The following is a 14,178-nucleotide window of genomic DNA, read 5'->3' as shown; positions in this document are numbered from 1 at the left end:
CTTGAGATGACCGACGCTTCGTCCCTGCCGCTCTTTCCCCACCGCCATCTTCTGGGCATCCGCGATCTTTCCCCCGCCGATATAGAGCTGTTGCTCGATCGGGCGGACCAGGCCGTGGCGATCTCGCGGCAATCGGAAAAGAAGACCTCGACGCTGCGCGGCCGCACCCAGATCAACCTGTTCTACGAGGCATCGACCCGCACGCAGTCGTCCTTCGAGCTGGCCGGCAAGCGTCTCGGCGCCGACGTCATGAACATGTCGGTGGCGAGCTCCTCGGTGAAGAAGGGCGAGACGCTGATCGATACGGCGATGACGCTCAACGCCATGCGGCCCGACATCCTGATCATCCGCCACCAGTCGGCCGGCGCCGCCGCCCTGCTCGCCCAGAAGGTCGGCTGCTCGGTGGTCAATGCCGGCGACGGCGCGCACGAGCACCCGACGCAGGCGCTGCTCGACGCGCTGACCATCCGCCGCGCCAAGGGCCCGCTTTCGAAGCTGATCGTGGCGATTTGCGGCGACATCCTGCATTCGCGCGTCGCCCGCTCCAACATCATGCTGTTGAACGCGCTCGGCGCGCAGGTGCGCGTCGTGGCGCCCTCGACGCTGCTGCCTTCCGGCATTGATCGGATGGGCGTCATCGTCGCGCGCTCGATGGCCGAGGGCCTGAAGGATGCCGACGTCGTGATGATGCTGCGCCTGCAGCGCGAGCGCATGGAAGGCGCCTTCGTGCCGTCGATCCGCGAATATTTCCGCTATTTCGGCCTCGATGCCGAAAAGCTGAAAGCCGCCAAGGACGATGCGCTGGTCATGCATCCTGGTCCGATGAACCGCGGCGTCGAGATCGCCTCCGAAATCGCCGACGGGCCGCAAAGCGTCATCCAGGAACAGGTGGAGATGGGGGTCGCCGTGCGCATGGCGGTCATGGAAGCATTGCTCGACCCGCGCCGCAACCATGAGGGGCGCGGCGCATGAGCGTGACCGTCTTCAGCAAGGCGCACATTGTCGACCCGTCGCGCGGCATCGACGAGATCGGCAGCGTCATCGTCGACGGCCGCAAGATCGCCGCGGCCGGAAAGGCGGCATTGAACCAGGGGGCGCCCGAAGGCGCCACCGTCATCGACTGCGCCCGCAAGACGATCATTCCAGGCCTTGTCGACGCGCGCGTCTTCATCGGCGAACCCGGCGGCGAGCATCGCGAGACCATCGCCTCGGCAAGCGTGGCGGCGGCGGCCGGCGGCGTCACCTCCATCGTCATGATGCCTGACACCGACCCGGTGATCGACAATGTGGCGCTGGTCGAATTCGTGCTGCGCACCGCACGCGACACCGCAAGCGTCAACATCTTCCCGGCGGCCGCGATCACCAAGGGCCTCGACGGCCGCGAGATGACCGAATTCGGCCTGCTGCGCGAAGCCGGCGCCGTCGCCTACACCGACGGCCGCCACACCATCGCCAACGCGCTGGTCATGCGGCGCGCGCTGACCTATGCCCGCGATTTCGGCGGCGTCATCGCGCACGAAACGCAGGATGCCGACCTCGCCTCGTCCGGCGTGATGAACGAGGGGCTCTATGCGAGCTGGCTCGGCCTGTCGGGCATTCCGCGCGAGGCCGAGCTCATCCCGCTCGAACGCGACCTGGCGCTGGCCCGGCTGACCGGCGGCGCCTACCACGCCGCCAAGATTTCGTCAGCGATGGCGGCCGGCGCGGTGAACCGGGCCAAGACGGATGGCGCCAATGTCACGGCTGGGGTCGCCATCCACAATCTGTCGCTCAACGAGAACGATGTGGGCGAATACCGTACCTTCTTCCGGCTGACGCCGCCCCTGCGCGCCGAGGATGACAGGCTGGCGATGATCGAGGCGATCAAGGACGGCACGATCGACATCATCGTTTCCTCGCATGACCCGCAGGACGTCGACACCAAGCGCCTGCCCTTCGCCGACGCGGCCGCCGGCGCCATCGGGCTGGAGACGCTGCTTGGCGCAGCGCTTCGGCTCTACCACAATGGCGACGTGCCGCTGCTCAGGCTGATCGAGACGCTGTCCACGGCACCGGCGAGATTGTTCGGCCTGCCGGGCGGCACGCTGCAGCCGGGCGCGCCGGCCGATCTCGCGGTCGTCGATCTCGACGAGCCGTGGATCGTCAGCGAAGGCGGCCTGCGCTCGCGCTCGAAGAACACCTGTTTCGAAGGTGCGCGCGTTCAAGGCAAGGTCCTGCGGACGGTGGTCGCGGGCCGCACGGTTTTTTCCGCCTAGACCATCCGACGCATTGAGCGCTGCCAAGTCTGCCAGGCACGGAGTTGCTTGGCGAACCCTCTCGACTCTACCATTATGCTCGACTGATGCCCGCGCAGCGCCGGCTATTGCAAATCAGAGTTGCATAACGCAAATTGAATCAATCTTAAGGCGAGCGAGCCAAGGAAGGAATACGGGGGAAACAATGGGTTATGCGATCGCGCTCGTTTTCGGCTATCTGCTCGGCTCGATACCGTTCGGACTTTTGATCACTCGCGCGGCCGGTCTCGGCGACGTCCGCAACATCGGTTCCGGCAATATCGGCGCGACCAATGTGCTGAGGACAGGCAACAAAGGGCTCGCAGCTGCAACGCTGCTGCTCGACGCGCTGAAAGGCACCGCCGCCGCCCTCATAGCCGGGCATTTTTCGCCGGACTTCGGACTTTTGGCGGGCTGCGGCGCCTTCCTCGGCCATCTCTTCCCGGTCTGGCTCGGCTTCAAAGGCGGCAAGGGCGTCGCCACCTATCTCGGCGTGCTGCTCGGCCTTGCATGGCAGGGCATGCTCGTCTTCGCCGTCGTCTGGCTCGCCATGGCCTTTCTGTTTCGATACTCCTCTCTGGCCGCACTGGCGGCGGCGGTCATCGTGCCGATCGCGCTTTATTTCATCAGCACGCCGCAGATCGCCGGCCTGTTCGCCGTGATGAGCCTGATCGTGATCGCCAAGCACCATGCCAACATCTCGCGGCTGCTGGCCGGCACCGAAGGCAAGATCGGGGCGAAAGGATGAGCGCTCCAGCCGCCGGCCCGCGCCTCAGCGACCGGCAGCGGCTTGCCTGGCTTCGGCTGATCCGCACGCCCAATGTCGGCCCGGCTTCGTTTCGCGAGCTAATCAACCGCTTCGGCTCGGCCGAAGCAGCGCTTGAAATGCTGCCCGAATTGATGATCTCCGGCGGCGCCAATCGCATCGTCCGCATCCCCTCCCTCGCCGAGGCGGAAGCCGAGCTGGAGGCCGCCCGGCGCGCCGGCGCCCGCTTCGTCGGCATTGGCGAGGCCGATTATCCGCCCTTGCTGAAGACCTTGGACAATCCGCCGCCGCTGCTGGCGGTGAAAGGCGAAGGCGCGGTCTTCCGTATGCCGGCGGTGGCGATTGTCGGCGCCCGCAACGCGTCGCTGGCCGGCATCAAGATGGCGCGCATGCTGGCGGCCGACCTCGGCCGCGAAGGTTACGCCATCGTTTCCGGCCTGGCGCGCGGCATCGACACGGCCGCGCACAAAGGCAGCGTTTCGACCGGAACCATCGGCGTGCTGGCCGGCGGGCTCGATGTCCCCTACCCGCCCGAGAATGCCGGCCTGTGCGACGAGATCGCCGATCGCGGCGGCGCGATCGTTTCGGAAATGCCCTTCGCCTGGCAGCCGCGCGCCCAGGATTTCCCGCGCCGCAACCGCCTTGTCGCCGGCATGGCGCTCGGCCTGGTGGTGGTGGAAGCCGCGCAACGTTCCGGCTCGCTGATCAGCGCCCGCCTCGCCAATGACATGGGCCGGCTGGTCTTTGCCGTGCCGGGCTCGCCGCTCGACCCGCGCGCCGCCGGCTGCAACGCCCTGCTCAAGGACGGCGTCACGCTTGTCACCGAAGCCGCCGACGTGCTCGGCGCGCTGGCGCCGCTCGCCGGCACCCGCCCTCCAAGAACCGCGCCGCTTGCCGAGGCGCCCGACATCTCGGCCCTGCCGCCGCCCGGTGAAAACGACCGCGCCGATGTGCTGGAGGCGCTGGGACCCACGCCGATCGCGGTGGACGACATCATCCGCCACACGGGTATGAGTGCGGCGCAGATATCGATGGTGCTGCTGGAGCTCGACCTTGCCGGACGGCTGGAGCGTCATGCCGGCGGGAATGTGTCGCTCATCGCATGACTTGTCACACGGGGCAGAGCCAACTTCCTTATCGAAACAGATATTTCGACACTTCCGGATTGCCGCGGCGCCACATCACATTGTCGAGGAAATAGTGGTGCACGTTGATGAAGATCAGCACGATGAAGAAGAACAGCGACGAACCGAGCACCTGTTTGTCATAGGGGACCAGGGCGGTCAGCACGAACGGGATCAGCCAGAAGCCGAGATAGCCGAGCGCGCCGCCGCCGATGATGAAACCGAGGACCCGCAACCTGTAGCGAGGCCCGAGCACCGATAGGATTTTCGGCTCCGGGTCGCTCGTGGCATCCGAGACGGATCTCTCGACATTGGTCTGGTAGCGCCAGACCACGGCCAGATATTGCAGCGAGTGCAGCGCCGGCACCACCAGCAACCAGAGCGGGTTTATCCTCGCAATCAGGATCCAGAGATAGAGCGATGCGACATAGGCAACGATGCCGTTATACGGCAGGCCTCCATTCTTTCGCCAACGTCTGGCCAGCATCAGAAGCGTGGCCGCCGTCGATCCGACGGCCGCCAGCACCGCAATATCGGTAATCCAGGACGGCGCGGCAAAAGTGTAATACTGGAGTCCGTAATACTGCCCCTGCGTCACAGCCGTATTCGTCTGCAGCCAAGCCAGGATCCACACCGCGTAGCTGTTGACGAGCAGCACCTTCTTGTCCCGGTCATCGAAGAATTTGCGCTTCAAGACGGCGTCGACCATCAGCATGCCGTAGCCTTGCTTGACGTAGTGCCAGCCGACGAAGAAGAACATCGCATTGGCCGCGAAGCCGAGCAGCCGCGTGTTCGACGCCGCCGCGCCATAGGCGAAGAACAGGGCCATGATCACCGGAACGATGACGCCGGCGAAAATGTAGCGAAGTTGCAGGCTCCTGTCGTATCCCTCGCCCCGCGCCTTGCGGCCGAAATTGCGATAGAAGATCTGGTAGGAATGGGCGAAATGCGGGTAGTTCACCAGATAGGCGACGACGACCATCGTCGCGGCCAGCGGACCTTCATAATCGCGCGGCACGAAGAACAGCATCGGCAGGATCAAAAACGCGCTGCCGCCGAGCATGAGGAAATCGGCGACCGGGCCCAAGAGATATTTGCCGGGCGGCGTCGCCGCTTTACGGGCCGTGGTCTCTACCGAAAGGTCAAGTGCCATCCTGGAGCCTCCCTGGGAGGCCCGACTTTAACCATGACCCTGTCCAGGAACAAGGCAACGCGGCAGGATCTCCATTGTCTCAGGAAGTCACACCGTCAGGCTGAGGCGGTCGAAGCGATCTTCACCAGCCGTTTCCTGGCCTCCGCGACCCGCTGCTGTTCCGACCTTATGCGGTCGCACAGCACAAGATTGATCCCGACGCCGCATTCCTCGTCCAGCAGTTGTTTTGCGTGATTGAGCGAAATCTCCGCGCGCTTGACGCGCTGTCTGGCCCTGGCCAGTTCCAAGTTCAGTACGTCCACTGTATCCGCATCCCGATTTGCGGTCCCTTCGGCAAGGAAACAGCCGAGCATGGCTTTTTGTTCCTTATCAGCGACGTGGACAATGGCCCTGCTCCGATCGTCAATTATGAAGGATGAGGCAGGTCGATCTTGGACGGTCAAATTTGGTGAGCGCGATGGGATTCGAACCCATGACCTACTGAGGGGGACGACGACCCGGAAAAGGTGACGCCGATTCCACGTTGGACGTTACACGACTTGCGAAGGACGGCCGCCAGCGGGATTGCAAGGTTGGGCGTTTCTCTTCCCATCATCGAAAGATTCTAAATCATACCTCCGGATCATTCGGGGCAATCGTAGGCGTCTATCAGAAGCACTCTTTCGCGGACGAAAAGCGCGCCGCACTAGACGCTTGGGCCGCCCAGCTTCAACGTATCGAATCCGCCAAAGCCAGGGATCGGTGAAGGCTATTCCCATCTGCGGATAAGGCCTCGCGTACTACGGTTCCCAGTATCCTTCGTTTACCGTCCGACGGCGACTTCACTAGCTTAAGCTTGTTACACCTTGATAGCTTAGGAGTTGCCGCTCAAATGACTGCCACCAATTCCACCAGATTGCTTCCGGCGAATGAAATGAAAACCCGCGTCGGCGGCGTCAGCGACATGACCATTTGGCGTTGGTTGCGTAAGCCTGATCTTGGCTTTCCTCGCCCGATCAACATCAATGGCCGGAACTATTGGCCCGAAGCCGAGCTTACGGCCTTCATAGAGAGCCGACGCGTCCGCGCTTAACGCAAAAAGCCCGCCTGGCTGCAACCGGCGGGCTTTGCATTCTGACATTCAAGTGGATTGACCGTGAACCATTTTAATGAGTCGCCATCCGGCGAGCAAGAGCCCGTTGCCGAAGACGGCGCGTCAGCGCGGCGTTTGCAATTTGCAAACGTCCGGCAGCACGGCGATGAACAGAAAATCACTGAATTCCTCGACGCGATGCGCTCGGCGGGCGTCCATATGGACACCGCCAACTCGCGCGGCGCCTCTCACCCGATTGCCGATGGAAAGGTGCACCGCGCCAATGCCCAGGGCAAGAAAAAGGCCAGGAACCAACACGTTTGGTATGTGCTGCATCTGGACACCCCGGCCTCGGGCGCCTTCGGCGACCTGCAAACCGGAATTCAGGATACATGGACGGAAAAGCGCCCCTCCGCGATGACGGCGGCCGAACGCGCCGAACTGAAAAAACGCATGGCGGAAACGCAACGCCAGCGCGAGGAAGAGCGGGCCGCCCTTAATGCCGCCGCTGCCGCCGCTGCCGGGCTCATCATGGCGTCGACCGAGAAGGCGCCGGCCTCACACCCCTACCTCGCGAAAAAGGGTCTGCCGCCCTTCCCTGGCCTTCGGCGCCTGAAGCAAAACGTCAAATACGTGGTGGACCCCGAGGAAGACCCGCGCACCGCCCGCGCCGGTTCCCTTGTCGTGCCGCTGTACACGCCTGGCGCCGAACTGGCGAGCGTCCAGCTTATCGGCGACGATGGCACGAAACGGTTTCTCAAGGGCACTGCCAAAGATGGGAATTACCATCCGATCGGCAAGCGGCCCGAAGATCCTGGCGCCGGCTTCGTTATCACCATCGCCGAGGCTACAGCACCGCTGCCCGCGTTCATCAGGCTACCGGCTACCTCACTATTACGGCATTCGACGCCGGCAACCTCGGCCCGGTTTCGAAGGCGATACGGGCGAAGTATCCGAAGGCCCGCATTCTGTTCGCGGCGGACAACGACCGCCTTGTGAAGATGCCGGACGGTCGATTTAATCCGGGCGTCACCAAACAGAGGGGTAAATCATGCAGCGACCTCTCCACGGGTCACCGGCCACCGGCTTAGCGGTCGCTCGACGGTCTTACAGCAACATCCGCCTTGGATAGGACAGAGTTTGCCGACGTCTGCGATGGGCCGTAACCCGACGTCCGTTGCTGGAGGCCTTCGGCACAAAGCCGCCATGCTGTTCAGCTCGGCCAGCACAGTCTTGAACTGCTCGTGCGCCTTGATGCAAACTGTTTGCTCAGATTTGAGGGAACCCCATGAACGCCGAAATTGCACGCAGCGTTGGGAGATTCGTAGGTTTGGAGGAGCCGCGGACGCTATCAACACGTTTTCTCCAGGTGGCCGAGATCATCGGTACCCGAGTGAACTGGACACAGGTTGATCAGGGAACACCGGTACACATGGAAAGCAGTAACGGCTATCTGCTGTGCCTTCAGCGCCGCTACCTCCCAAGTTATCCTTACTGGGTCAATGGCAAGCCGGTTTCGTCGATGCCTCTGCACGGGGGACAATTCCTGTTCCTGGACCTCAATGAAGACCATGCCTCTGTAACCAAAGGCACCGTGGATTGCCTCTCCATGTACACCTCTGGCGAGGCACTGCAGCGCTTCCAGGACGAGCATGACTTGCGGCCGGTGGGGAAGCTTCGAACTGCCAACGGTGTGGCCTTGAGTGATCCCACGATAAGCAACTTGGGAGAGTGTCTGGTCCCCGCGTTTGAGCGGCCGGATACGATGGCCCGATTGTTTGCTGACCAGTTGGCCACGGCACTCATGACCCATCTCACCGCGTTTTATTCGGAGCAGCCTGCAGCCCTGCGGCCCGTGCGGGGCGGGTTAGCACGCAGGCATGAGCGTCGGGCGAAGGAGATGCTTCTGGCCAACATGGACGGACAGGTTGGCCTAGAGGAACTCGCGCGGGTATGCGGTTTATCTAGAAGCCACTTCGCCCGTGCTTTCAAAGCTACGGTAGGATTGTCGCCCTTTCAGTGGCTGGTTGCGCAACGCGTGGAACAGGCGAAAAGTATGCTTCTGAATTCGGATTTGCCCGTGGGCGAAATTGGCCATGCCTGTGGCTTCTCGGACCAAAGCCATTTTACCCGCATCTTTGTAAAGTACACAGGTATCGCGCCCGCTGCGTGGCGGCGGGTGCGGAGGTCCTAGGCGACCGCTAAGCCTTCACCTAAAGGCAGCACTCTCATACAAATCGCAGCACTTTTCTCACTGGCCGGCTGGAACGGATCCGGTAGCTTTCCATGCGCTCAAAATATTGATCCTCACACCGTGCGGAGCGAACATGACCAACCGAGACCTGAGTTCAGGCGAGGCAGGGAATTCAAAGGGTTCTCAACCTGGAGCCGCAGCGCTTTCACGGCGCGCAATCCTTCAAATCGCAAGCGGCGCGGCATCACTTGTTGCGGTTCCCGGCGCCGTGGCTCAGTCGGCGGTGCCGAATGCGACCGCGACCGTGGTCGATGGACCGATTCACTTTAGGGTGAACGGCGAGAGCAAGCAGCTCGAATTTGATACCCGCCAGTCGCTTCTAGACGTGCTGCGCGAAACCCTCGATCTGACTGGGACGAAGAAGGGCTGCAACACCGGCGCATGTGGCGCCTGCACCATCCTTGTTGACGGCAAGCGTATCGTCTCCTGCCTCACGCTCGCGGCAATGCACGAGGGCGCCGACATCCAGACGATCGAAGGCGTCGCAAAGGACGGCGAACTCAATCCGCTCCAAGAAGCTTTCATCGAGCATGATGGGCTTCAATGCGGGTTCTGCACGCCCGGGCAAATCATGTCGGGGCTTGGGTGTATTGCAGAAGGTCACGCCGGCTCTACCGACGAGATCCGCTTCTGGATGAGCGGCAACATCTGCCGGTGCGGCGCCTATCCCGGCATTGTCGCTGCGGTGTCGGATGCCGCAGGGAGGGCGTGACGATGGTCCCGTTCGTCCTGGAAAAAGCCAACGACATAGAGGCTGCAATCGCATCCGCTGTCGCGGGCGGCCGCTACATTGCGGGCGGCACGACGCTCGTCGACCTGATGCGAGAGGAAGTCGAGCGGCCCGAACGCTTAATCGACATCAATGCGCTTCCACTACGTGACATCCACGTCGATGGTGGCGATCTGGTCCTGGGGGCCCTCGCCACTATGGCTGACATCGCAGCTCATCCCGACGTGCAGCGCCTCCATCCCATGATTGCAGAAAGCCTCATCGAGGGAGCATCTCCGCAATTGCGGAACATGGCTTCGATCGGCGGAAATCTCCTGCAGCGCGTCCGCTGCCCCTACTTCCGTATGCTCGACGCGGCATGCAACAAGCGCAACCCCGGATCAGGCTGCGCCGCTCTGGAGGGTTTGAACGCGGGCCATGCCGTGCTGGGCACCAGCAGTCATTGCGTTTCTACGCACCCCTCAGATGTGGCCGTCGCGTTCGTTGCACTCGGGGCGATCATGCGCGTTCGCGGGCATCAAGGAGAACGAAGCTTTGCCGTGGAAGACCTATTCCGCCTACCCGGCGACACGCCGCACCGGGAGCATACGTTGTTGCCTGGCGAGCTAATCGTCGAGATACGCGTGCCGAGCGCGCCCTACGGCCGACGAGCTCGCTATCTCAAGGTCCGCGACCGCGCTTCTTACGAATTCGCGCTCGTCTCCGCGGCGGTCGCACTGGAGGTGGAGGATGGCGTAATACGCTCTGCGCGCGTCGCTTGCGGCGGGGTCGGCACCATGCCTTGGCGGATGCGCGGATGCGAGACCGCGCTCACCGGGCGGCCGGTGGACCGCGATGTCTTCGAGGAAGCGACGTCCCTTTCGACGCTGGGCGCGAAGGCGCTTCACCACAATCACGTAAAAATCGCACTTTTGCCGCGAACCATTGTCCGAGCGCTTGAAATAGCGGGAGAACTCGCATGACCATTGCCTCTATAGGGAAACCTTTCACGCGCGTGGATGGACGGGCAAAGGTCACTGGAGCAGCTCGCTACGCGGCAGACTTCAATCAGCCGGATCAGCTATATGCCGTCATAGTTAGCGCAAGCGTTGGTCTTGGTCGCATCACAGACATCATGGCGGCCGAGGTGGAAAGCATGCCGGGCGTCAAGGCGGTGATCACTCACCGCAATTCGCCTCAGCTTCCGTATCTGCCGCACAAGGCTGTCATCGATCCGGCGGCGGGCGAGCGGTTGCATGTGCTGCAGGACGAGATAGTGCGCTTCTATGGCCAGCCGGTAGCCGTCGTCGTCGCCGACACGCTTGATGACGCGGAACACGCTGCTGCAGCACTACGCATTCAATATGATTCCAGCCGGCCCTTGGTCGATCCCACGGATCAGCTGGCCGAAAGGATCGCTCCGAGTGCGGGCCGCGCGGACAGATCGCGCGGCGACGCCGACCGCGCGCTCACGGAAGCAGCCTACAAGATCGATGCCGTCTATGAGATTGCACGAGAGAACCATAACCCCATGGAGCCGCACGCGACTATCGCGGCATGGGAGGGCGAGCGGCTCATCCTCTGGAGCAAGACGCAATACATCGCCAATGAGCGGGCGGAGATTGCTGCCGTCTTCGGGCTGCCGGTAGAGAGCGTTCAGGTGAACTGTCCCTTTATTGGAGGTGCCTTCGGCACCAGTTTGCGGACATGGCCACATGTGACGCTCACCGCACTTGCGGCTCGGCATGTCCGACGCCCTGTGAAGCTGGTGCTTACGCGCAAGCAAATGTTTTTCACCACCGGGCATCGGCCGCGCACGCAACAGAGGGTTGCGGTGGGAGCGAACTCGGAGGGTAAGCTTGCAGGTATCCTTCACGAGGGTGTCGGTGAAACGAGCCGGTACGAGCAGTTCGAAGAGGCGCTGACAGCGGTCACCGAATACATGTATTCGTGTCCCAACTTGCGTACTCAGTACCGGCTGTCACCGCTTGATACGGGCACGCCTAACCACATGCGCGGCCCAGGAGAGGCGAGCGGCATCTTCGCTCTCGAAAGCGCCATGGACGAGCTCTCCTACGCGATGAGCATTGACCCCATAAAGCTTCGGCTGCGTAACGAGCCGTCCATTGACGAAGCCGAGGGCAAGCCTTTTTCCAGTCGCTCGTTGACGCAATGCTACCAGGTGGCGGCTCAACATTTCGGCTGGTCACGCCGAAATCCGGAGCCGCGATCGATGCGGGACGGTCGTCTTCTAATCGGAATGGGGGCAGCGTCGGCAACATACCCCGCGTTCCAGGCGCCGGCTAATGCCCTCGTCCGGCTGATGGCCGACGGTTCAGTGGAAGTCGAGGCCGCTGCCAGCGACATGGGGCCAGGCACCTACACGTCGATGACGCAGGTGGCTGCGGAATTCTTAGGTCTGCCCACGGACAGAATTCGGTTCCGACTGGGTCGGTCCGATTATCCCGAAACGCCTCCTCATGGTGGCTCCTGGACCATGGCCTCGGTGGGCTCGGCGATACGGGAGGCGTGCTTCGAGGCACAAGCGCAAGCTGCTGCACGAGCAACACAGCCCGGCTCGAAGCTTCACGGATTGCTAGCGCCGGATCTGGAGTGGGCCAACGGACGGCTACAGCGTCGGGGTGATCCTTCCCAGGGCCTATCCTACCAAGACATTGTCAACGGTTCAGGGTCCCCGATTGAGGCGAGAGGTTCTGCCCAGCGGGCGCAGGAATTGGCCGAGAAATACTCGATGCATTCGTTCGGCGCAGTCCTGGCGGAGGTCGCAATCGATCCGGACGTGGGAACGATCCGCATGCGCCGTCTCGTGGGTGCATACGGTATCGGCCGCGTCGTCAACCCGCTGCTCGCCAGGAGTCAGTGCACCGGCGGTATGATAGGAGGTATCGGCATGGCTCTAATGGAGCGCACCGTCCTGGATGCCCGCGACGGCCGGCCGGTTAACGCGCATATGGCCGATTACCTCATGCCAGTGAACCTCGACGTTCACCAACTCGAGGCGCATTTTGTTGAAGAAGTCGATCCCCATGTAAACCCGTTGGGAGTGAAGGGCCTTGGTGAAATCGCCCTAGTCGGAACCGCTCCAGCCATAGCCAACGCAGTTTTCCACGCCACGGGAAAACGAGTGCGCAAGCTGCCGATTTATATCGAGGATGTGCTTGGGAGTTGAGAGATCGGGGACCCGAGGCGCGTCCGCTATTGGCGCGGTGAAGTTTACCAAAACGTCCGCGTTGAGGCGCGTTGCCGACGGGCAGCATGGGGGCCGAAGGGGGAGCTGCCTGCTCGTTGCCGTTACGAGCATGGAACAGCTTAGACCAACCGGGTATCGCCAGGAAGCTGCCCCTCTTCCAACATCGCCAGGAATAAGCGGTGTTTGTCAGGCACACCTTTGAGCACGTGCTCTCCGTGATCTGCGAAACGTAGGCCTGAGCCCGCGACCAAGTCCCTCACGGTCTGAGAGGTCAAAACCGTTCCCCCCTCCGCTGAACTCATGATCCTGGCTCCTGTGTGGATAGCGAGGCCTGTTACGTTGGTCCCCACAATTGCACATTCCCCGACGTGGACACCCGCTCGAATGTCGATCTCAAGCTGCTTCACCGAGGCGGCAATGGTGAGGGCACACCGTACCGCGCGCGCTGGCCCGTCGAACAGTGCCAAGAAACCATCACCGGCAACCGAAAACTCCTCGCCGCGGTAGCGTGCGATTTCCTTGCGTACGACGTTGTAATAGGAGGTTAGCGTATTGCTCCATGCTTGATCCCCGTCCCTCGCTAGATGGTCCGTTGATGACACGATGTCGAGGAACAGTATCGCGGCTAGCTTTCGGTCAGGCGTAACCTCCGGCGTCACACCGGTCAAAAACGACTGAATGTCGGCCAGGATCGTATCCATGTCCCTGGCGACAAAGGTGTGTATGTCCCCGGGATACTCCCTCATTTCTGCTTGAGGTATGCGCCGCGCCATGTCGCGCGCGGCTTCAGCCGATGCAACCGGATCGTGGGAACGGATCATGACTAGCGTTGGCACTGAGATCGCAGGAAGGATATTCCGGATATCGATGTCCCGATTCATCGCTTCGTAGGCCGCATATGCGGACGGGCTCGCCGCGGCCCTCATAACACGCGCTTGGGCATCGACCACCGTTTGATCGACACTACGCCCGAGCCCGACCCCTGCTCCACGGATGTACTCGTCTGAGGGGCCGTTCTCAGCCACATCCTTGATGAGCTGATCATACGCCTCGGACGACAAACCCCATGGGTGGTCTTCCGAAGCGCACCAACGAGCTTGCGTGCCCCAGACGATTAGCGATCTCACGCGGTCCGGGTTCAAGGCAGCAAACAAACTTGTCATCGAGCCCCCCTCGGAAACACCGAAAAGACTGGCACGCTCAACCTTCTCGGCATCCATCACCGCCCGGATGTCGTCGGTCCGTTCCTCAAGAGTCGCCATTCGGATCGGGCGATCAGACAGCCCGGTTCCACGCTTGTCGAACTTGATGACCCGGCAGAACGCCCCAAGCTTCTCGAAAAACAGAGCGCGCAGTGGCATTTCCCATTCCAGATCGAGGTGGGATGCCGTTCCCGGTGCCCAAACAAGGTCTATTGGACCACTCCCCCAGACCTGATAGGCGATGGCCACTTCCCCGCTTCGCGCGTACTTGGTTCGGGGTGTCATCTCATCATTGCCCTATGCGGAAATGAACATGGATCAACGCTAACCTGCGGCCCTCTTGTCTGCAAACTCTCTTCACGCCTCAACCGGAAGATGCGCCATGGCACCGCGTCGCCAGTACCGATCGACGCG

Annotated in this window: 13 protein-coding genes; 10 read left to right on the top strand and 3 right to left on the bottom strand. The window is 62.1% G+C overall.

Annotation, left to right across the window (positions count from 1 at the left end; all coding sequences use genetic code 11):
• Window positions 1-6: 6 nt before the first annotated feature.
• From EJ072_RS30510 to dprA, 4 genes are all read left to right on the top strand, one after another.
• Window positions 7-972: an aspartate carbamoyltransferase catalytic subunit gene (locus EJ072_RS30510; RefSeq protein ID WP_126082627.1), complete on the top strand. Its 966-nt coding sequence runs from the start codon at window positions 7-9 to the stop codon at window positions 970-972.
• The gene (locus EJ072_RS30505) at window positions 969-2,255 is read left to right on the top strand and encodes a dihydroorotase (protein WP_126082626.1); all 1,287 of its coding nucleotides are present in this window, start codon (window positions 969-971) and stop codon (window positions 2,253-2,255) included. The genes EJ072_RS30510 and EJ072_RS30505 overlap by 4 nt, the downstream gene beginning before the upstream one ends.
• A gap of 184 nt (window positions 2,256-2,439) precedes the next feature.
• The gene (plsY, locus tag EJ072_RS30500; protein ID WP_126082625.1) at window positions 2,440-3,021 is read left to right on the top strand and encodes a glycerol-3-phosphate 1-O-acyltransferase PlsY; all 582 of its coding nucleotides are present in this window, start codon (window positions 2,440-2,442) and stop codon (window positions 3,019-3,021) included.
• The gene (gene dprA, locus EJ072_RS30495) at window positions 3,018-4,145 is read left to right on the top strand and encodes a DNA-processing protein DprA (RefSeq protein WP_126082624.1); all 1,128 of its coding nucleotides are present in this window, start codon (window positions 3,018-3,020) and stop codon (window positions 4,143-4,145) included. The genes plsY and dprA overlap by 4 nt, the downstream gene beginning before the upstream one ends.
• Window positions 4,146-4,173: 28 nt before the next feature.
• Here dprA and EJ072_RS30490 read toward each other — a convergent pair whose 3' ends face one another.
• Entirely contained in the window at window positions 4,174-5,316 is a 1,143-nt protein-coding gene (locus EJ072_RS30490) for a hypothetical protein (protein WP_126082623.1), read from the bottom strand.
• A 95-nt stretch (window positions 5,317-5,411) separates the two neighbouring features.
• Window positions 5,412-5,669 (bottom strand): hypothetical protein, encoded by a 258-nt coding sequence (locus EJ072_RS30485; RefSeq protein ID WP_126082622.1) that lies wholly within the window; start codon window positions 5,667-5,669, stop codon window positions 5,412-5,414.
• Window positions 5,670-6,187: 518 nt separating this feature from the next.
• Here EJ072_RS30485 and EJ072_RS30480 point away from each other — a divergent pair.
• The 6 genes from EJ072_RS30480 to EJ072_RS30455 all read left to right on the top strand — a co-directional run bounded on the left by EJ072_RS30480 (window position 6,188) and on the right by EJ072_RS30455 (window position 12,541).
• Window positions 6,188-6,388 (top strand): transcriptional regulator, encoded by a 201-nt coding sequence (locus EJ072_RS30480; RefSeq protein ID WP_126082621.1) that lies wholly within the window; start codon window positions 6,188-6,190, stop codon window positions 6,386-6,388.
• Window positions 6,389-6,451: 63 nt separating this feature from the next.
• The gene (locus EJ072_RS36180; RefSeq protein WP_189343126.1) at window positions 6,452-7,387 is read left to right on the top strand and encodes a hypothetical protein; all 936 of its coding nucleotides are present in this window, start codon (window positions 6,452-6,454) and stop codon (window positions 7,385-7,387) included.
• Between the two features lie 289 nt (window positions 7,388-7,676).
• On the top strand, window positions 7,677-8,582 hold the full coding sequence (locus tag EJ072_RS30470) for an AraC family transcriptional regulator (protein ID WP_126082620.1): 906 nt from the start codon (window positions 7,677-7,679) through the stop codon (window positions 8,580-8,582).
• A 133-nt stretch (window positions 8,583-8,715) separates the two neighbouring features.
• Window positions 8,716-9,354, top strand: a complete 639-nt coding sequence (locus tag EJ072_RS30465; protein WP_126082619.1) for a (2Fe-2S)-binding protein — start codon at window positions 8,716-8,718, stop codon at window positions 9,352-9,354.
• Between the two features lie 2 nt (window positions 9,355-9,356).
• Window positions 9,357-10,334, top strand: a complete 978-nt coding sequence (locus tag EJ072_RS30460) for a xanthine dehydrogenase family protein subunit M (RefSeq protein ID WP_126082618.1) — start codon at window positions 9,357-9,359, stop codon at window positions 10,332-10,334.
• Window positions 10,331-12,541: a xanthine dehydrogenase family protein molybdopterin-binding subunit gene (locus tag EJ072_RS30455; protein ID WP_126082617.1), complete on the top strand. Its 2,211-nt coding sequence runs from the start codon at window positions 10,331-10,333 to the stop codon at window positions 12,539-12,541. The genes EJ072_RS30460 and EJ072_RS30455 overlap by 4 nt, the downstream gene beginning before the upstream one ends.
• A gap of 140 nt (window positions 12,542-12,681) precedes the next feature.
• Here the strand turns inward: EJ072_RS30455 and EJ072_RS30450 are convergent, their stop codons facing one another.
• A complete protein-coding gene (locus EJ072_RS30450) occupies window positions 12,682-14,013 on the bottom strand; it encodes an adenylate/guanylate cyclase domain-containing protein (RefSeq protein ID WP_189343125.1) in 1,332 nt (443 codons plus the stop codon).
• Window positions 14,014-14,178 lie beyond the last annotated feature (165 nt).

The organism is Mesorhizobium sp. M2A.F.Ca.ET.046.03.2.1, assembly GCF_003952425.1.
Lineage (GTDB): Bacteria > Pseudomonadota > Alphaproteobacteria > Rhizobiales > Rhizobiaceae > Mesorhizobium.
Note: the sequence above shows the minus strand (reverse complement) of the source record. Positions and strands in the feature narration are given on the sequence as shown.

Coding starts and splice junctions, on each gene's coding strand:
- EJ072_RS30510 (WP_126082627.1), top strand. CDS start 7: ATGACCGACGCTTCGTCCCTGCCGCTCTTTCCCCACCGCCATCTTCTG.
- EJ072_RS30505 (WP_126082626.1), top strand. CDS start 969: ATGAGCGTGACCGTCTTCAGCAAGGCGCACATTGTCGACCCGTCGCGC.
- plsY (WP_126082625.1), top strand. CDS start 2,440: ATGGGTTATGCGATCGCGCTCGTTTTCGGCTATCTGCTCGGCTCGATA.
- dprA (WP_126082624.1), top strand. CDS start 3,018: ATGAGCGCTCCAGCCGCCGGCCCGCGCCTCAGCGACCGGCAGCGGCTT.
- EJ072_RS30490 (WP_126082623.1), bottom strand. CDS start 5,316: ATGGCACTTGACCTTTCGGTAGAGACCACGGCCCGTAAAGCGGCGACG.
- EJ072_RS30485 (WP_126082622.1), bottom strand. CDS start 5,669: ATGCTCGGCTGTTTCCTTGCCGAAGGGACCGCAAATCGGGATGCGGAT.
- EJ072_RS30480 (WP_126082621.1), top strand. CDS start 6,188: ATGACTGCCACCAATTCCACCAGATTGCTTCCGGCGAATGAAATGAAA.
- EJ072_RS30470 (WP_126082620.1), top strand. CDS start 7,677: ATGAACGCCGAAATTGCACGCAGCGTTGGGAGATTCGTAGGTTTGGAG.
- EJ072_RS30465 (WP_126082619.1), top strand. CDS start 8,716: ATGACCAACCGAGACCTGAGTTCAGGCGAGGCAGGGAATTCAAAGGGT.
- EJ072_RS30460 (WP_126082618.1), top strand. CDS start 9,357: ATGGTCCCGTTCGTCCTGGAAAAAGCCAACGACATAGAGGCTGCAATC.
- EJ072_RS30455 (WP_126082617.1), top strand. CDS start 10,331: ATGACCATTGCCTCTATAGGGAAACCTTTCACGCGCGTGGATGGACGG.